Annotated in this window: 16 protein-coding genes and 2 tRNA genes; 11 read left to right on the top strand and 7 right to left on the bottom strand. The window is 71.9% G+C overall.

Annotation, left to right across the window (positions count from 1 at the left end; translation table 11 throughout):
• Positions 1-222: 222 nt before the first annotated feature.
• Both GEV10_27555 and GEV10_27550 read right to left on the bottom strand, forming a co-directional pair.
• Positions 223-1641 carry a tripartite tricarboxylate transporter permease gene (locus GEV10_27555; GenBank protein MQA82180.1) on the bottom strand — a complete coding sequence of 473 codons (1419 nt, stop codon included), beginning with the start codon at positions 1639-1641 and terminating at the stop codon, positions 223-225.
• An 83-nt stretch (positions 1642-1724) separates the two neighbouring features.
• A complete protein-coding gene (locus GEV10_27550; GenBank protein MQA82179.1) occupies positions 1725-2753 on the bottom strand; it encodes a hypothetical protein in 1029 nt (342 codons plus the stop codon).
• Between the two features lie 567 nt (positions 2754-3320).
• Between GEV10_27550 and GEV10_27545 the strand changes: the two genes are divergently transcribed.
• Positions 3321-5006, top strand: coding sequence for a PAS domain-containing protein (locus tag GEV10_27545; protein MQA82178.1), 1686 nt, complete (start codon positions 3321-3323; stop codon positions 5004-5006).
• Positions 5003-5674: a response regulator gene (locus GEV10_27540; GenBank protein ID MQA82177.1), complete on the top strand. Its 672-nt coding sequence runs from the start codon at positions 5003-5005 to the stop codon at positions 5672-5674. Before GEV10_27545 ends, GEV10_27540 begins: the two co-directional genes overlap by 4 nt.
• Before the next feature lie 2 nt (positions 5675-5676).
• Here GEV10_27540 and GEV10_27535 read toward each other — a convergent pair whose 3' ends face one another.
• From GEV10_27535 to GEV10_27515, 5 genes are all read right to left on the bottom strand, one after another.
• Positions 5677-6681, bottom strand: a complete 1005-nt coding sequence (locus GEV10_27535; protein ID MQA82176.1) for an MsnO8 family LLM class oxidoreductase — start codon at positions 6679-6681, stop codon at positions 5677-5679.
• A 7-nt stretch (positions 6682-6688) separates the two neighbouring features.
• Positions 6689-7660, bottom strand: coding sequence for a DUF418 domain-containing protein (locus tag GEV10_27530; protein ID MQA82175.1), 972 nt, complete (start codon positions 7658-7660; stop codon positions 6689-6691).
• 69 nt (positions 7661-7729) lie between these two features.
• Positions 7730-9097, bottom strand: a complete 1368-nt coding sequence (locus GEV10_27525; GenBank protein ID MQA82174.1) for an aldehyde dehydrogenase family protein — start codon at positions 9095-9097, stop codon at positions 7730-7732.
• The gene (locus tag GEV10_27520; GenBank protein MQA82173.1) at positions 9094-10278 is read right to left on the bottom strand and encodes a Rieske 2Fe-2S domain-containing protein; all 1185 of its coding nucleotides are present in this window, start codon (positions 10276-10278) and stop codon (positions 9094-9096) included. Before GEV10_27520 ends, GEV10_27525 begins: the two co-directional genes overlap by 4 nt.
• Positions 10279-10401: 123 nt before the next feature.
• Positions 10402-11142 (bottom strand): helix-turn-helix domain-containing protein, encoded by a 741-nt coding sequence (locus tag GEV10_27515; protein ID MQA82172.1) that lies wholly within the window; start codon positions 11140-11142, stop codon positions 10402-10404.
• Between the two features lie 109 nt (positions 11143-11251).
• Between GEV10_27515 and GEV10_27510 the strand changes: the two genes are divergently transcribed.
• The 9 genes from GEV10_27510 to GEV10_27470 all read left to right on the top strand — a co-directional run bounded on the left by GEV10_27510 (position 11252) and on the right by GEV10_27470 (position 17242).
• Positions 11252-12181 (top strand): GNAT family N-acetyltransferase, encoded by a 930-nt coding sequence (locus GEV10_27510; GenBank protein MQA82171.1) that lies wholly within the window; start codon positions 11252-11254, stop codon positions 12179-12181.
• Positions 12182-12284: 103 nt separating this feature from the next.
• A complete protein-coding gene (gene ggt, locus GEV10_27505; GenBank protein MQA82170.1) occupies positions 12285-14090 on the top strand; it encodes a gamma-glutamyltransferase in 1806 nt (601 codons plus the stop codon).
• A gap of 63 nt (positions 14091-14153) precedes the next feature.
• Positions 14154-14226: transfer RNA gene (locus GEV10_27500), tRNA-Thr, on the top strand.
• A 5-nt stretch (positions 14227-14231) separates the two neighbouring features.
• Positions 14232-14304: transfer RNA gene (locus tag GEV10_27495), tRNA-Met, on the top strand.
• A gap of 81 nt (positions 14305-14385) precedes the next feature.
• Complete coding sequence (gene rpmG, locus GEV10_27490) at positions 14386-14556, top strand: 50S ribosomal protein L33 (protein ID MQA82169.1); 171 nt, start codon at positions 14386-14388, stop codon at positions 14554-14556.
• 67 nt (positions 14557-14623) lie between these two features.
• Positions 14624-15085: a MaoC family dehydratase gene (locus tag GEV10_27485; protein MQA82168.1), complete on the top strand. Its 462-nt coding sequence runs from the start codon at positions 14624-14626 to the stop codon at positions 15083-15085.
• Entirely contained in the window at positions 15085-15504 is a 420-nt protein-coding gene (locus GEV10_27480) for a dehydratase (GenBank protein ID MQA82167.1), read from the top strand. The genes GEV10_27485 and GEV10_27480 overlap by 1 nt, the downstream gene beginning before the upstream one ends.
• Positions 15501-16535, top strand: a complete 1035-nt coding sequence (locus GEV10_27475; protein ID MQA82166.1) for a UDP-N-acetylmuramate dehydrogenase — start codon at positions 15501-15503, stop codon at positions 16533-16535. Before GEV10_27480 ends, GEV10_27475 begins: the two co-directional genes overlap by 4 nt.
• 41 nt (positions 16536-16576) lie before the next feature.
• Positions 16577-17242: a GPP34 family phosphoprotein gene (locus GEV10_27470; GenBank protein MQA82165.1), complete on the top strand. Its 666-nt coding sequence runs from the start codon at positions 16577-16579 to the stop codon at positions 17240-17242.
• Positions 17243-17449: the final 207 nt, after the last annotated feature.

Here is a 17449-nt window from a genome sequence, read left to right as displayed (position 1 = left end):
CCCACTGGCAACACGGTGCACTCCCCAGCGGCTCGACGACGGGAGCCGTGTGACGCGAGAGTGTCACGCACGGTTCTACGAGCGGCGGCGGGTGCAACTCCCGCCGCCGACTCACCACCGGCTCAAGGACGAGAACACCGGGTGGACACTCCGCGCCCACCCCGACGGGTCCGTCACCTGGACCTCACCGGTCGGACGGCACTACACCCAACAACCCCACGATTACGGCGATGCCTGACCGCGCAGGCGGCGCACGAGGAGACGTCCCGTGATCGGCCAGAGCAGGACGACTGCGATGGTCGCGTACACGACGACGGTCAGCATGCTTGGGACGAGGCCGCTCACGGCGCCGTCGCTGAGCTGGAACGCGCGCCGTAGCTGGAGCTCCGCGCGCGGGCCCAGGACGACGCCGACGACTAGGGGGAGTACGGGGAGTCCGTATCGGCGCATGGCGAAGCCGAGCACGCCTAGCACCAGCAGCACCACGAGGTCGACGGGCTGGGCGTTGAGGGAGTAGGCGCCGAGGACGGCGAAGAACAGGATGCCGGCGTACAGATAGGGGCGGGGGATCTGCAGCAGCTTCGCCCATATCGGTGCGAGCGGCAGGTTGACCACGAGGAGCAGTGCGTTGCCGATGAACAGGCTGGCGATCAGCGCCCACACGAGGTCGCCCTCGGTCGCGAGCAGCTGGGGTCCCGGCTGGATCCCGTACGCGGTGAACGCCGCGAGCATGACGGCGGTGGTCGCGCTCGTGGGGAGGCCGAGCGTCAGCATCGAGGTCAGGGAGCCCGCGGCCGAGGCGTTGTTCGCGGCCTCGGGTCCCGCGACTCCCTCGATGGCGCCGTGGCCGAACTCCTCCGGCCGCTTCGACAGCCGCTTCTCGGTGAGGTAGGAGAGGAACGTCGGGATCTCCGCGCCGCCCGCGGGCACGGCGCCGAACGGGTAGCCGAGTGCGGTGCCGCGCAGCCAGGGTCTCCACGAGCGGCGCCAGTCGTCGCGGCTCATCCAGGGGCGGCCGACCTTCACCGTCTCCACCGGCGTGTGGCGCAGCCGCGCGGCGACCCACAGGGCCTCGCCGACGGCGAAGACGCCGACCGCGACGAGGACGATGTCGATGCCGTCGACGAGCTGCGGCACGCCGAACGTGAGGCGCTGTTGGCCAGACTGCGGGTCGAGGCCGACGAGGCCGATCATCAGGCCGAGGCCGAGGGAGGCGAACCCGCGGACGCGGGAGCTGCCGAGAACGGCGGTGACGCAGACGAATGCGAGCAGCATGATCGCGAAGTACTCGGGTGCGCCGAGGTTCACGGCGAGGCTCGCGATGGGCGCGGCGAGGAACGACATCAGGGCGGTGCCTATGGTGCCGGCGATGAACGAGCCGATCGCGGCCGTGGCGAGAGCCTGCGGCGCGCGTCCCGCCTTGGCCATCAGGTGACCCTCGATCGCCGTGACGACCGTCGAGCTCTCGCCGGGGGTGTTCAGCAGGATCGACGTCGTGGAGCCGCCGTACGCGCCGCCGTAGTAGATGCCCGCGAACATGATGAACGCGCTCGTCGGCTCGAGTGCGTACGTGACGGGCAGCAGCAGGGCGACGCTCATCGACGTCCCGACGCCGGGGAGCGCGCCGACCGCGGTGCCCATGAGCACGCCGGCGAGCGCGAAGAGGAGGTTGAGCGGCGTCGCCGCGACGGTGAAGCCCTCGAGCAGGCCGTGCAGTGCCTCGGTCACAGGATCCCCTGCAGGATGCCGGCCGGGAGGTCGATGCCGAGCCCGACGTCGAAGAGGTAGAAGCTGAGCACCGCCAGGACAGCGGCGACGAGCGGGTCGCGGACGAAGTGCCGGCTGCCGAGTGCGTACGACGAGCCCCAGAAGAGCAGGCCTCCCGCGATGACCCAGCCGGCGCGCTCGACGAGCGCGATCGTCACGAGGATCGTCGCCACCAGGATGAGGATGGTGCGCCAGTCGCTCCTGGCGCCGGTGTCGACGTCCTCACCGGTCTCGGACGTGCCGTGCCCGCCGCGCACCACGTCGTACACGAGCAGTGCCGCGCAGGCGAGCAGTAGCACGCCGATCAGGATCGGCACGACGGTCGGACCGATGGGACCGCGTTGGGTGAAGTTCGTCGAGATGTGCGCTGCGTCCCACAGCACGAGGACGCCGAAGCCGAGGAGGAGGACGGCGACACCGAGCTCCGACCGGCCCCGAAGCCACCGGAGGATCACTCGATCCCGGCCTTCTCCAGCACGCCGGACACGCGGCTGTCCTGCTTCTCCATGAACGTGCCGAACTCCTCGCCCGCGAGGAACGCGTCGTACTGGCCGTTCTTGCGCAGCGTCCGCTGCCACTCCGCCGACTCGTGGAGGTCGGTGAACATCGTGGTCAGCCGCTTCCGCTCGTCCGCGCTGAGCCCGGGCGGCGCGACGAAGCCGCGCCAGTTGGAGAACACGAGGTCGACGCCCTCCTCCTTGAGCGTCGGAGCGTCGAGGACGTCGAGCCGCTTCGCGCTGGAGACAGCGAGCACTCGCAGCTCGCCGGACTTGATCTGCTCCGCCCACTCGTTGTAGCCGGACGCGGCGAAGCCGAGCTTGCCGCCGAGGAGCGCGGGCAGCAGGTCGCCGCCGCCGTCGTACTGGACGAAGTTGACGTCCTTGGGGTCGATGCCGACGGCCTCGGCGAGCAGCATGACCTGCAGGTAGTCGGGACCGCCGACTGCTCCGCCGCCCGCCGTCACCTTGCCCGGGCGTGCCTTCCATGCGTCGACGAGCTGGTCGAGCGTCTGGTACGGCGAGTCCTTCGGCACGGCGATGATGTTCGGTTCCTCGAGCACGCGCGCGACCGGTGTGACGTCGCCGAGCGTCGCCTTCGAGTTGTTGGTGGCGACGGCGCCGACGACCGCGAGCCCGGTCGACATGAGGAGCTTGTCGTTGCCCTTCTCGTTGACGAGGCGCTGCAGCGCGACCGTGCCGTCGGCTCCCGGCAGGTTGAAGACGTCCGTGCCCCTGGCGATCTCGACGTCCTCCATGGCCTTCGCTACCTGGCGCGACATCACGTCGTAGCCGCTGCCCGGTGAGTTGCCGACCATGACCCGCATGCCGGTGGCCGGTCCGTCGTCACCGCCCGCGTCGTCGCCGTCCTGCGCGGTGGTCCCGCACGCGGCGAGCAGCAGCGTCGTCGCCAGACAGGCGGCGAGCGGTCCGGTACGTCGGCGCGTTCTCATGGTGCCTCTCGGTCTTCGGTAGCCTCACGGATCATCCCGTCCCGGAGAACGGGCTGTTGCGATCCTGTTGCGTCCAGGTGACGCAGGCACGCTTGCGACCGTAATGAACGTTGTGGTCGTTGTGTCCACGGCCTGTGGCCTGCAGCGCACCAGGACTCGACGTGGAGGTGTGGGCGTGAGACCGAGGACACTCGCCGGCCGTTTCCTCGCACTCCAGCTGCTCATCGTGCTGACCGTCCTCTTCGTCGTCGCGGCCGTGTCGCTCGCGCAGTCGGCCGAGAGCTTCCGCCGGCTGGAGAGCCGGCGCGCCGTCGCCGTCGCGGAGAACCTCGCCTCGCAGCCGGCCGTACGGCAGGCGCTCGCGCGGCTCGACGCCACGACGGCACCGGCGGGCCGCGCTGCGGCGTCGCGTGCGCTGCCCGGCGTCGCCGAGGGAGCGCGGTCGGTCTCCGGCGCGACGTTCGTCCTCGTCGCCGAGCCCGACGGCACGATCGTCACCTCACCCGATCCCGACCGGGTCGGCGAACGGCTCGCGGTCGGTGACGGCTCCGCCGCGGGCGCGCGTTCGTGGACCGGCGTCGTCGACCTGGGTGACGGCGCGTCGGTCGTCGCGCACGTGCCGGTGCTCGACGACGAGGGCGGGTTCGTCGGCATCGTCGCCGTCGGCACCGCCTACCCGAGCGTCTGGGAGCGGCTTGCGACGGCGACGCCGAACCTCGTGACGTACCTGGGGATCGCGAGCCTGCTCGGCGGTCTCGGGTCGTGGCTGCTTGCGAGGCGGGTGAAGCGGCAGACCCACGGCCTCGAGCCGCACGAGATCACCGGTCTCGCGGAGCACCGCGACGCGATGCTGCACGGCATCAAGGAAGGCGTCGTCGGTCTCGACCCGCAGGGCCACATCACGCTGGCCAACGATGTCGCGACCGGGCTGCTCGGCCTCCCCGCGGACTGCGTGGGCCGTTCGGTCGACGAGGTCGACCTGGCCCCGGCCCTGCGTGACGTCCTCACCGGGCGCGCGCAGGGCACCGACCAGGCGGTGGTCGCGGGCGGGCGCGTCCTCACCCTCAACCGGCGTCCGGTGTGGTCGCGCGGCCGCGAGATCGGGTCGGTCACGACGTTCCGCGACCGTACCGAGCTGGTACGGCTGCAGGAGGAGCTCGGCACCACGAGGAACACGACCGACACCCTCCGCGCCCAGACGCACGAGTTCGCCAACCAGCTGCACACCATCTCGGGGCTCATCCAGCTCGGTGAGTTCGACGAGGTGGTCCACTACGTCAGGACACTGAGCGACGCGCAGGCCGAGCTCAGCAGGGAGGTGACGGGGCGCGTCCACGACCCCGCACTCGCGGCCCTGCTCATCGCGAAGGCCAGCCTCGTGTCCGAGCGTGGGGTGGAGCTGCGGCTCGCCGACACCGCGCACCTGCCGCGGGTGGACGACCGGCTGTCCGCCGATCTCGTCACGGTGGTGGGCAACCTCGTCGACAACGCCTTCGACGCCCTCGCAGGCACGCATGGCGGCCGGGTCGAGGTGGACGTACGGGTGGCGGACCGCGACGTGCGCGCGGTCGTGCGGGACTCCGGTCCCGGTGTCGCCCCCGAGCTCGCGGCGGACGTCTTCCGGCACGGGTTCACCACGAAGGCGGCCGCCGGCGGTCACCGTCGTGGCCTCGGCCTTGCCCTCACGCAGATCGTCTGCGCCGGGCGCGGTGGTGAGGTGACCGTGCACAACGACGGCGGCGCCGTCTTCACCGCCCGCCTCCCGATGCGGTCAGGCGGCCCGCCGTGATCGGCGTGCTCGTCGTCGACGACGACTTCATGGTCGCGCGCATCCACAGCCGGTTCGTCGAGGCGACCGATGGGTTCACCGTCGTCGGCACGGCGCACACCGGCGAGGCCGCCGTCCGCGGCGCGCGCGAGCTCCGTCCCGACCTCGTCCTGCTCGACGTCTACCTGCCGGACATGAGCGGGCTCGACGTGGTCGGCGTGCTCAGGGACGACGTCCCCGACGTCGACGTCCTCGTCGTCACCGCCGCCCGCGAGGCCGACGCCGTGCGTCGGGCGTTGCGCGGCGGCGTCGTCGACTACCTGCTCAAGCCGTTCGAGTACGACGACCTGCGGGAGCGGCTCGTCAGATACCGCGCGACGGCGCGGGCGCTCGACGAGACGCCGGCACCCGACCAGGAGGCCGTCGACCGTGTCTTCGGCACGCACGCCCCGGTCAGGAACGCGATGCCCAAGGGCATGAGCCACGAGACCGCGCGGCTCGTCGAGCACGCGCTGCGCGGCGCCGCGGGCACGATGTCGGCCGCGGAGTGCGCGACGGCCGTCGGGCTCAGCCGGGTGAGCGCGCGGCGCTACCTCGAGCACTTCGTCGTGTCGGGACGCGCGGACGTCCGCCTCCGCTACGGCACCACCGGCCGCCCCGAGCGCCGCTACGCCTGGACGTCGCCGTAGGTCTAGAGGCCCGCGGCGCCGGCGAGGAGCTCCAGGGTGCGGAGGCGGTGCGGGAGGCCGCTCGCGATCGGGAGCACCATGACCTCGCGGGCGCCGGTCCGTTCGGCCAGGGCGTCGACCGCCTTCACCGCGCCGTCGCCGGTGTCGACGATCGTGTCGGCGCGCAGGGCCGTGACGAGCTCGCGCTCGGCGTCGGTCCACGCGTGCTCGTCGACCTCCTCGACGGTGAGTGCAGGCGCGAGCCGGCCGCCGAGGCGCATCTGCGCCATCCGCAGCAGGTGGGGCACGGCGAGCCGCTCCGCCTCGTCCGCGGTGTCGGCGACCACGGCGGACGTGCAGATCATCAGCTCCGGCTCGTCGAGGTAGGCGGACGGACGGAACCTGTCGTGGTAGAGCGCCGACGCCGCGTCGGTGTTGCGTGCGCTGAAGTGGTGCGCGAACGCGAACGGCAGGCCGAGGAGGCCCGCGAGCTGAGCGCTGTAACCACTCGAGCCGAGCCACCACACCGGCGGTGCCGACGTCGGCGCGGGGGTGGCGCGGAGCTGGAACGTGCCGTCGTGCGACTCGAGGACGCCCTCCAACAGGCCGAGGATCTCCTCGACGTGCCGGGGGAACGCCTCGACGGCCTGCGGGTCGTCGCCGCGCAGCGCCGCGGCCGTGCGCTGGTCGGTGCCCGGTGCGCGGCCGATGCCCAGGTCGATGCGTCCGGGATGGACGGCCTCGAGCAGGGCGAACTGCTCGGCGACCACGAGCGGCGGGTGGTTCGGCAGCATGACGCCGCCCGACCCGACCCGGATGCGGTCGGTGCGGGCGGCGAGGTGGGCGACCATCACCGGCGGCGACGTGGCCGCGACCGCCGGCATGTTGTGGTGCTCCGCGATCCACAACCGCTCGTACCCGAGCCGGTCGGCGGCCACGGCCACCGCCTCACCGGCCTGCACGGCGGACCGTGTGGTGTCGGTGGTGCTGAGCGGGAGCAGGTCGAGTACCGAGAGTCGTGTGCGCACGTGTGGGTCAACGTGGCGCCGGCGGCGCCTGTTCCTCGGGGGTGCTCGACCTGCGCATCGGGACGAGCTGCCACCAGGTGACGCATCGCCAGACCCACTCGAACGGGCCGTACCTGAAGTGGCGCATCCACAGCGGGCTCCAGACGGCCTGCACCACGAGGATGGCGGCGCCGAGCAGGCCCGCCGTGGCGAAGTCGTCCGTGCCGCGCAGCCCGATCGCGTTGCCCAGGACGACGAACAGGACCGTGGCGGTGAGGTAGTTGGTCAGCGCCATGCGGCCGAGCGGGGCCAGCATCGACGACAGGGCAGGCCCGACGGGGGTGCGCAGGAGGAGCAGGAAGAGGCAGGCGTACCCGAGGGACATGGACAGGGAGAACAGCAGCCCGATGCGCCTGCCGACCTGTTCGGAGACGCCCCACTCGATCGCCGCGAACACGGCGACGGAGACGAGGGCGCAGATGACCACGAGCACCGCGAGCTGCCTGGTGCGGCGCGCGAGCGTCTCGGGCACCGACAGCTCCGCCAGCGCGTGCCCGAGGACGAACAGTCCGGGCAGGATGCCGAAGCCGCCGACGCCGGCGAACAGGCCCACCCCCGTGAGCACGATGCCGACCACGAGGTTGACCCTCGTCGGGGCGAAGCTCAGCGGAACCAGGACGACGAGGCCGACGACCGCGAACGGCAGCAGCACCTCGCCCGGTTGCAGCAGGTGGTGGAAGATGCCGATGACGGCCAGCGCGAAGAGCCGGCGCAGCAGCAGGATGCGCGGCTGGTCCGTCCGCAGCGCGGCACGCGAGAGGAAGATGCCGAAGCTGATGCCGAAGAGCAGGAAGAAGATCGGGTAGAACCGTCCGAGCACGAACAACCGGAGGCCGTCCGGAGCCACGGCGACCGACGGCAGCATCTCCATCGTCTGCGGGATGTTGACGAAGATGATCCCGCAGAGAGCGAACCCGCGGAGTGCGTCCAGCGCATGGATGCGGTCACGAACGGCTGTGGTCGTCGGGGGCATGTGGCCCATCATGGGGTGCCACCGCCCCGGCTGCCGTCACTCTGCGGTATGCGTTTCGCGTGGCACCGCGGAGCCAGGCGGGTCGGCGACCTGCCCGTAGACCGCCTGCAGCGCGGTGACGGACGAGTAGATGAACTCTCCGCCCTCCGGGTGCCCATTGCCGGACTGCTTCATCCCCCCGAACGGCGCCTCCAGGTCGACGGCGTCGCTCCTCCGGTTCAGGTTGACCACGCCGGCCCGCAGCCGCGCGGGCGCGCTCGCGGTCACCTCGTCGTCGTGGCTGAACACGGCGGCGGAGAGCCCGTAGTCCGAGGCGTCGGCCTGCCGCCACGCGCCCTCGGTGTCGGCGAACGTGTCGAACGTGAGGACGGGGGCGAACAGCTCACGCGTGCGCAGGGGGTCGTCCGGGGCCACGTCGGCGAGCAGGGTGGCGGGGACGAAGGCGTCGTGACGGCCGTCCGGTTCCGGTGAGGTGGCCAGCGGTCGAGCGCCGCGGTCGACTGCGGCGGCGACGGCCAGGCGAGCGCGCCGCGCCGCATCGGCCGTGACCAGCGGGGCCAGCTCGGTGCGCGGGTCGGACGGGTCGCCGGGCACGACCGCACTGATGCGGCGCGCCAGCTCCCCGGAGAGGTCGTCCGCCACCGACGCGTGCGCGAGCACCCGCCGGGTGCAGGTGCACTTCTGGCCGTTGAGCGCGATGCCGGCGGCGACGATGCAGTCCGCTGCCAGCGCGAGGTCGGCGTCGGCGAAGACGACGGCGGGGTTGAGGCCGCCCATCTCGAGCGCGTACCTGACGCCGCGCGGCGCCAGCCGCGCGGCGATCGCGTGTCCGGTGGCGGTGGAGCCGGTGAAGTGGACCGCGGCGATGCGCTCGTCGTCGACGAGCGCACTGCCCGCGGCTCCGGATCCGGTCGCCAGCGTGAGCGCACCCTCGGGAAGGCCGGCTTCGCGGAGCAGCTCCACCGCGAGCACGGCCGTGCGGGGCGTGAGCTCCGAGGGCTTCCAGACCACGGTGTTGCCGGCGAGCAGGGCGGGCAGCCACTTCCAGGCCGGCGTGTGCAGCGGGACGTTCCAGGGAGTGATCGTCGCGACGACACCGAGCGGGCGGTGTGCGACGAGGGCCCCCGCGACGCGGCGGTCACGCGGCGGGCGGTCGGCGTACCAGTGCGCCGAGAGCACGGTCCAGTCGACCTCGCCGGCCGCGTCGGCGCGCAGCTTGCCGACCTCGGCGACGATGGTGTCGGTGAACGCGTCGGCGTGTGCGGCGACGAGGTCGCCGAACCGGTGGACGATTGCCTGCCGTTCGGGCATCGGGGTGCGTGCCCAGGCGGACCGGGCGGCGACCGCCAGGTCGACGGCCCGCGTGACCTCGGTCGCGACGTCGTCGCCGGTCTCGACCTTCATGACCGCTCCCTCTCTCCCACGGCGGTCAGGTACCAGTCGTAGAACTCCGTGATGACGTGCTCGGCCGGCACCAGCACGCCCCCGTAGGCCGACGACCGCATCCCCAGCTGACAGCGTTGGCACGCGTCGAAGTCCTGGCGGTTGGTGATGTCGAGGATCTCGACCGCGTCGGACGGGTCGAAGTCCTGCCGCGCCATGGCGTCGGGGGAGAAGAGCCAGTCGACGGTGACCCGGGTGTGGGTGACGTCGACGGGTTCGAGGCGGAAGAACGCGACGTGGTCGGGGACCAGGATCACGAACACGTTCGGCCGGCAGATGACGCCGTAGAAGAGCCGGTCGTCCTCGGGGAGCAGTCCGGGCAGCGGTGCCCGCGACGCCCGTCCTGACCGCGAGAAGCCGCCGATCGTGGGGGCGAAGGCCGCGCCGGCGCCGACGCCGCCGCTGACCGTGCCGTAGCCCGAGCGGAACTGGGGCAGGGCGGCGGTGAGCTCGGGATGGATCGACGCGCAGTGGTAGCACTCCATGAAGTTCTCGATGACGCACTTCCAGTTGCTGGCCACGTCGTACGTGATCGTGTGCCCGACGGCGAGGTCGCCGATCCCGTACCTGTCGAACGTGGCCTCCGTGCCCAGCCTGGCGAGCAGTTGAGGACGCACCTGCTCGCGCAGGGGCTCGGCGGCGGCGTCGAGGTTGACCCACACGTACCCGAGCCACTGCTCGACGCGCACGCGATGCAGGCCGAAGTCGTCCTTCACCAGATCGGGCATGTCGTGGATGTTCGGCGCCGCGACGAGTCGGCCGTCGAGCCCGTACGTCCACGCATGGTAGACGCACCTGATCCGCTTGCCGAACGAGCCGCGCGGCTCCAGACACAGCACGGCGCCGCGGTGCCGGCAGAGGTTGCGGTAGGCGTGGACCTGCCCGTCGCGGCCGCGGACCACGAGCACACTCTCGGCCCCGGCGTCGACCCGGACGAAGTCGCCCGCGGCGGGCACCTCGTCGGCCCGCGCCACGCACAGCCAGGAGCGCTCGAAGACCAGCCGCCGGTCGGTCTCCCACCAGCCCGGATCGGTGTAGTACCGGCCGTCGAGCACGGGCACCAGGTCCGGCCCGGTCGCCCGCCGCGGCGGGCGGGTGCGGCGGAGGGACCTGCCGGGGGGCGCAGGGGTCGTCGTACTCATACAGGGCTCCGGTGTCTCGCACAGCGGTACTTACGCGCTATCTGGAACTCACGGTGCGCCCGCCCGTGCCCGGGTGTCAATCCCCGTGTCGACCACTGCACCGGTCGACCTCTGCACCGGGTGTCAGCCGCGTTTGGGGGCACCGTTGCGCTGGGAGATCTGCTCCGCGGCGGCGACGACGTCCGCCGCGACGGTGGGGACGGCGTCGGGGGTGAGGCGGAAGGTCGGCCCCGAGGCGACCAGCGCGGCGACCACCTCGCCGTCGAGACCACGGATCGGCGCCGCGATCGCGACGAGGCCGACCTCGTGCTCCTCCACGCTGGTCGCGTACCCGAGCTCGCGGATCTCGGCGAGCCTGGTGCGCAGGGCGGCCGGGTCGGTGATCGTCTGGTCGGTGAAGCGTTCGAGCTCGACGCGTGCCACCCGTTCGCCGGGCAGCTGTGCGAGGAAGAGCTTGCCGGCCGCCGTCGCGTGCAGGGGAGTGCGCTGACCCACCCAGTTCACCGTGGTGACGGCCGACGAGCCGATGACCTGGTCGATGCTGATGACCGCGAGATCGTCGTGGATCGCGATGTTCACGGTCTCGCCCAGCAGGTCGGCGAGCCGCTGACACACCGGTCGGGACGCGACCGACAGGTCGTAGCCCCGGGTCGCCGCGGCGGCGAGCTGGACGACGCCGTACGCCAGTCGGTAGGCACCGCGCTCGGCGTTGCGCTCGACCATGCCGCGCGCGTGCAGGGTGCCGAGCAGCCGGAACGCCGTGGACTTGTGGATCGCGAGCTCGCCGGCGATCTCGGTCAGGCCGAGCTCGCCGTGGCGGGCGATGGCCTGCAGGATCGACAGCGCCCGGTCGACGGATCGCACCGACTCGTCGCGTCCGGCCCGGCTCGCTGCCATGGCGTTCACCCTAGTGTCCCCGCGCCGCGGTCACGGATCCGCTATTCTTTGACTCGGTCAGAGAATAGGAGGTCCGATGGTGGCTCCCACCGGCTCGACGGTCGCCTCGGTGCGCGCGTTCAACCGCTTCTACACCGGCGTCATCGGCGTCCTCGAGGAAGGCGTCAACAAGCTTCCTTACAGCCTCACCGAGGGGCGGGTGCTGTACGAGCTCGGCGGCCAGGACCGGCTCGACGTCGTCGACCTGCGCAGGCGGCTCGACCTCGACCCCGGCTACCTGACCCGGATCCTCGGCCGCCTCGCCGAGGCCGACCTGGTGACGCGCGAGCGGTCATCCGACGACGGGCGCCGCCAGGTCGTCGAGCTGACCCACGGTGGCAAGGAGCAGCGCGCCCTGCTCGACGAGGGGGCGCAGCACGACATCGCCGAGCTGCTCGACCCGCTGACCCGTGACGAGCAGCGGCGTCTCGTGGCGGCGATGCAGGAGATCCGCGCGCTCATGGATCCGGAGGGGCGCGCGCCGGCGGGCGTCCGGCTGCGCGACGCCGAACCGGGCGATCTCGGCTGGGTGGTGCAGCGCAACGCCGTGGTCTACACCGAGGAGTACGACTGGGACCAGACGTACGAGGCACTCGTCGCGCGCATCGTCGCCGACTTCGGCGAGAGCCACGACCCGGTGCGGGAGCGGCTGTGGATCGCCGAGGTCGACGGTCGCAGGGCCGGCTGCGTGTTCTGCGTACGCAGCGACGACGAGACGGCCAAGCTCCGGCTGCTCCTCGTCGACCCGTCGGCACGGGGCCACGGCGTCGGCGGCCGGCTCGTCGAGGCGTGCGTCGACTTCGCGCGACAGGCGGGCTACCGGCGCATGGTGCTGTGGACCAACAGCGTGCTCGTCGCCGCGCGACACCTCTACGAGCGCGCGGGCTTCACCCTCGTCGAGGAGGAGCACCACGTGAGCTTCGGCAAGGAGCTCGTCGGCCAGACCTGGTCCCTCGACCTGGCCTGAGCCTCGGTCACCGCCTCCGGTGGCTGCGCTCCGTCCCTGCGGTTGGCGCCCGCCCGTCCAGGGGCTACGGTTCGCGGACATCGCCGTCCTTGCAGGAGATGCCATGCGACGCGTCCGAGCCGTCCTCGCCCTGGTGGCCGTCCTCTCGTTGTGCGGGCTGGTGAGCCCCGCGAACGCCGTCGAACGCGGCGACGGGCGCCCGCTGCCCGAGGTGCCGCAGATGGTCGGCTCCGGCGGCGCGGTCTCGAGCGTCGACGACGAGGCGAGCCAGGTCGGCATCGACGTGCTCGCCCGCGGCGGCAACGCGGTCGACGCCGCCGTCGCGACCGGCGCCGTCCTCGGCGTCACCTCGCCGTTCTCCACCGGCATCGGCGGCGGCGGGTTCTTCGTCTACTACGAGGCACGCACCGGCAACGTCTACACGATCAACGGCCGCGAGAAGGCGCCGGCGACGTACGACGAGAAGACGTTCACCGACGAGAACGGCGACCCGCTCGTGTTCGACGACGTCCGGTGGTCGGGCATGTCGGCCGGCGTGCCAGGCGTGCCCGCGACGTGGGACAGGGCCGCGCGCCGCTGGGGCAGCAAGTCGTTCTCGTCGCTGCTGGAGCCGGCGGAGCGGATCGCGCGCAAGGGGTTCACCGTCAACGAGACGTTCCACTCGTACGCCTCAGGAAACGCCGAGGACTTCCGCAGGTTCCCCGAGACCGCGCGCGTGTTCCTGCGCGACGGGGAGGCGCCGGCGGTCGGCAGCAGGTTCCGCAACCCGGACATGGCGCGCACGTACCACCAGCTGCGCACCCGGGGTGTCGAGTCGCTCTACCGCGGGCCGGTCGGCGCCGCGGTCGTCGACGCCGTCCGCCACCCCGAGACCGCGCCGGGCGAGACCGTCTTCGCCGGCGAGATGACCAGGGGCGACCTGCGGGCGTACACCGCTCCGGTGCAGGCGCCGACGCGTGCCCGCTACGCCGGGCTCGACGTCTACGGCATGGCGGCACCGTCGTCCGGCGGCATCGCGGTCGGCGAGGCGCTCAACCTGCAGGAGGCGTACGAGCAGCGCACGGGCGAGGAGCTGTCGGACGTCGGCGACGCGCAGTACCAGCACCGGCTGGCCGAGTCGACCGCGACCGCGTTCGCCGACCGCAACAGGTACGTCGCCGACGTCGCGAACGTCCCGCAGCGCGAGCTGCTGTCGCAGGCCTACGCGGACGACCGGGCGTGCGAGCTGTTCGACGCGGGCCGGGCGCACGAGCGGCCGATCCCGTTCGGCGAGCCCGAAGGGCCGTACGACTGCGAGGCTGGCACGACGTCGCAGGTGGCGCGCGACGACCACGGCACCACGCACCTCACCACGGCCGACCGGTGGGGCAACGTCGTGGCGTTCACGTCGACCATCGAGTCCATCGGCGGCGCGGGCCTCACGGTGCCGGGCTACGGCTTCCTGCTGAACAACGAGCTGACCGACTTCGACTTCGTGCCGCCGACGGCGGGGGTTCCCCACCCGAACCTGCCTGGTCCCGGCAAGCGGCCGCGGTCGTCGATGTCGCCGACGATCGTCGTCGACGGTGACCGCCCGGTGCTCGCCGCGGGCGCGGCCGGCGGCGCGACGATCATCACGTCGGTCTTCGGCATCGTCACCGGCTCGCTCGACCGTGACCTGGCGATGGTCGACGCGATCGCGGCGCCGCGCATCTCGTCGCGCAACGGACCGGCCACCGACGCGGAGCCCGCGATCACCGACACCGCGACCGGGGCGGAGCTCGGGGCGATGGGCCACCAGATCACCAGGGTCGGGTCGCTCAGCACGGCGACCGGCATCCGCCTGCTGCCGCGGGGCAGGTTCGAGGCGGCCGCGGAGACCGCCCGCAGCGGCGGCGGATCGGCCATGGTGGTGCGCCCGGACCGCTGACCGGCGGGGGAAGAACCGATTTCGGAGAGGGCCGGTGGCCCGTGTAAGCTCGTCCCTTGCCTGGCCCCCTTAGCTCAGTCGGCAGAGCGTCTCCATGGTAAGGAGAAGGTCTACGGTTCGATTCCGTAAGGGGGCTCTCTTGGCGGAGTAGCTCAGGCGGTAGAGCAAACGGCTCATAATCGTTGTGTCGCCGGTTCGAGTCCGGCCTCCGCTACGGATGCCCGCCAAGGGCGCGAGCACAGAGCACCACATCAAGAGCACAGAACAGCTGTTCCGACCGAAAAGGATTCCTGCCGTGGCTGCCAAGAGCGCCGACGTCCGGCCGAAGATCACGCTTGCCTGCGTCGAGTGCAAGCACCGCAACTACATCACCAAGAAGAACCGCAGGAACGACCCCGACCGGCTCGAGCTGAAGAAGTTCTGCGCCAACTGCCGCTGCCACCGCGCGCACCGCGAGACCCGCTGATCCGGTGACGTACGGGGCGTGACCGGCGGCACCCCGCCGCCGCCGCGTCCCTTGTACCGTCCTCGACATGCCACTCGACCCCTCGTTCATCGGGCGCAGCTACCCGCCGACCCCTCCCTACGAGGTCGGCAGGGAGAAGATCAGGGAGTTCGCCGCCGCCCTCGGCGACGACCACCCCGCGTACCGCGACGCGGACGCGGCACGGGCGCTCGGACACCCGGACGTGATCGCGCCCCCGACCTTCGCCAACGTGGTGGCGTTCGCCGCACTCGACGGGCTCATCGACGACCCCGCGCTCGGCCTCGACTACAGCCGGGTCGTCCACGGTGACCAGCGCTTCACGTGCTCCCGGCCGGTCCGTGCCGGGGACGTCCTGACCGTGACCGTGACCGTCGAGAACATCAGGTCCGCGGCGGGCAACGACCTCATCTCGACCCGCGGCGACGTGACCACCACCTCGGGCGAGCACGTCTGCAGCTCGTACTCGACGCTCGTGGCCAGGGGCACCGCGGGCGAGGGTGACCGGTGATGCCCGCGTACGCCGGCGTCGAGGTCGGCACCGAGCTGCCCGCCGTCCGCATCCCGGTCCGCCGCGTCGACCTGGTGAAGTACGCCGGGGCGAGCGGCGACTTCAACCCGATCCACTGGAACGAGCGCGTCGCGACCTCCGTCGGCCTGCCCGACGTCATCGCGCACGGCATGTTCACCATGGGGTCGGCGATCCGCTGCGTCACCGCGTGGGCGGGCGACCCGGGGGCGGTCGTCGAGTACGGCGTGCGCTTCACCAAGCCCGTCGTCGTCCCGGACGACGGCGAGGGCGCGACGATCGAGGTCGCCGGCAAGGTGGTCGAGAAGCTCGACGACGGCACCGTGCGCGTCGATCTGACAGTCACCTCCGGCGGGGTCAAGGTGCTCGGCATGGTGCGCGTCGTGGTCAGGCTGGCGTGACGGGGCTGCGCGCGGGTGTCGCACTCGCGCCGCTCACGACGCTGCGGGTCGGCGGACCGGCCGCGCGGCTCGCCGAGTGCACGACCGAGGCGGACCTCGTCGAGGCGGTGCGCACGGCCGACGCCGCCGGCGAGCCCGTCCTCGTCCTCGGCGGCGGTAGCAACGTCGTGGTCGCCGACGACGGGTTCCCCGGCACCGTGGTGCGGGTCATGACCGCGGGGGAGCAGGTCACCCGGGACGGCGACACCGTGGTGGTCACGCTGGAGGCCGGCGAGAACTGGGACGACGTCGTCGTCCGCTGCGTCGAGGAGGGTCTGGCCGGCGTCGAGTTCCTGTCCGGTGTCCCCGGGCTCACCGGCGCCACCCCCATCCAGAACGTCGGCGCGTACGGCCAGGAGGTCGCCGAGACCATCGAGGCGGTCCGCGTCCTCGACCGGCACACCGGCGAGATCACCGAGATGACGCCCGAGGAGTGCGCGTTCACGTACCGCGACAGCGTCTTCAAGTCCGACGACAGGCGCGTGGTGCTCGCCGTGACGTTCCGGCTGCGGGACGGTGGCCTCTCGGCGCCGGTGCGCTACGCCGAGGTGGCCCGGGTGCTCGGCGTCGAGGAGGGCGGCCAGGTGCCGCTGGCCGTGGCGAGGGAGGCCGTGCTCGAGCTGCGCACCGGCAAGGGCATGGTGCTGCAGGAGGACGACCACGACACCTGGAGCGCGGGCTCGTTCTTCACCAACCCCCTCGTCGACGGCCAGACCGCCGCGCGACTGCCCGACGACACCAGGCGCTGGCCGATGCCCGACGGCCGCGTCAAGGTCTCGGCGGCGTGGCTGATCGAGCACGCCGGCTTCGGCAAGGGGTACGGCAACGGGTTCGCGAAGATCTCGACCAAGCACACCCTGGCGCTCACCAACCGAGGCGGCGCGACCACCGCCGACCTGCTCGCCCTCGCCCGCGAGGTGCGCGGCGGCGTGCTCACCGCCTTCGACGTCGAGCTGACCTGCGAACCCGTCCTGGTCGGCGAGAAGCTCTAGCCCGGTAGTCCCGGTAGGCCCCGTTCGCTAGCCTCGTGGGTATGGCACTCACGCTCGCCGAGGAGCTCACCCTGCTGGCGTACGACGACGAGAGCGGCAGGTCCACCGCCGGGTCGTACTTCGACTACGGACTCGGGGGCGCGCTGCTCGCCGAGCTCGCGCTGGTCGGCAAGGTGTCGCTGGCGGACAAGAAGGTCACGGTCGTCGACCCGTCGCCGACCGGCGACGCGATGCTCGACGCGGCGTTGAGCACGATCGCGTCGGGCTCCGTGCGCAAGCCGCAGCGCTGGGTCGAGCAGCTGCGCAAGGGCACCAAGGACACCGTGCTGCGCCGACTGGTCGACGCCGGGTCGTTGCGGGAGGAGAGCGGCAAGGTGCTGCTGGTCTTCTCGACGAAGACGTACCCCGCCCGCGACACGGTGCCCGAGCTGGAGGTGCGTCAGCGCCTGACCGCGGCGATCGTCGAGGGACGGATGCCCGAGGAGCGCACGCTGACGCTCGCGGTGCTCGTCCACGCCTGCGGCATGGGCCCGAAGGTGTTCCCGACCCTCGACAAGAAGGCGCTGCGCCGCAAGCTGAACGAGCTCACCGCGGGCAACTGGGCGGCCAAGGCCACCAAGGACGCGATCGAGGCCGTGCAGGCCGCCGTGATGGCCGCGTCGACCGCCGCGGTCACCACCGGAGCGGCGACCGGGGGCGGCACCTGACCCGCGTTCCCCGACTGGCGGGCGGGAGGGTGCTTCACCTCACCAACGTGGACTTCACCTCGTCCGTGCACGAGGTGAAGTCCACGTTGATCACGTTAACCTCGATTGTTCACGTGGGGTGGTGGTGTGGCCGTGGTGGGGTGTTGTGGGGTGTGGTTGAGGTGTTTGCGGGGTGGGGGGTAGGGCGGTGGCCCGGTTGTCGCCTGG

This window comes from Streptosporangiales bacterium (assembly GCA_009379955.1).
In the GTDB taxonomy this organism is placed as follows: Bacteria; Actinomycetota; Actinomycetes; order Streptosporangiales; family WHST01; genus WHST01.
The sequence above is the reverse complement of the archived record's forward strand: the minus strand, read 5'-3'. Positions and strand labels throughout refer to the sequence as shown.

Excerpts from the sequence above, each read along its gene's own strand:
- GEV10_27480 (MQA82167.1), top strand. The coding sequence starts at position 15,085 with ATGCCCGCGTACGCCGGCGTCGAGGTCGGCACCGAGCTGCCCGCCGTC.
- GEV10_27545 (MQA82178.1), top strand. The coding sequence starts at position 3,321 with ATGAACGTTGTGGTCGTTGTGTCCACGGCCTGTGGCCTGCAGCGCACC.
- GEV10_27550 (MQA82179.1), bottom strand. The coding sequence starts at position 2,753 with ATGGAAGGCACGCCCGGGCAAGGTGACGGCGGGCGGCGGAGCAGTCGG.
- GEV10_27555 (MQA82180.1), bottom strand. The coding sequence starts at position 1,641 with ATGGGCACCGCGGTCGGCGCGCTCCCCGGCGTCGGGACGTCGATGAGC.
- GEV10_27525 (MQA82174.1), bottom strand. The coding sequence starts at position 9,097 with ATGAAGGTCGAGACCGGCGACGACGTCGCGACCGAGGTCACGCGGGCC.
- GEV10_27485 (MQA82168.1), top strand. The coding sequence starts at position 14,624 with ATGCCACTCGACCCCTCGTTCATCGGGCGCAGCTACCCGCCGACCCCT.
- GEV10_27520 (MQA82173.1), bottom strand. The coding sequence starts at position 10,278 with ATGAGTACGACGACCCCTGCGCCCCCCGGCAGGTCCCTCCGCCGCACC.
- ggt (MQA82170.1), top strand. The coding sequence starts at position 12,285 with ATGCGACGCGTCCGAGCCGTCCTCGCCCTGGTGGCCGTCCTCTCGTTG.
- GEV10_27510 (MQA82171.1), top strand. The coding sequence starts at position 11,252 with ATGGTGGCTCCCACCGGCTCGACGGTCGCCTCGGTGCGCGCGTTCAAC.
- GEV10_27470 (MQA82165.1), top strand. The coding sequence starts at position 16,577 with ATGGCACTCACGCTCGCCGAGGAGCTCACCCTGCTGGCGTACGACGAC.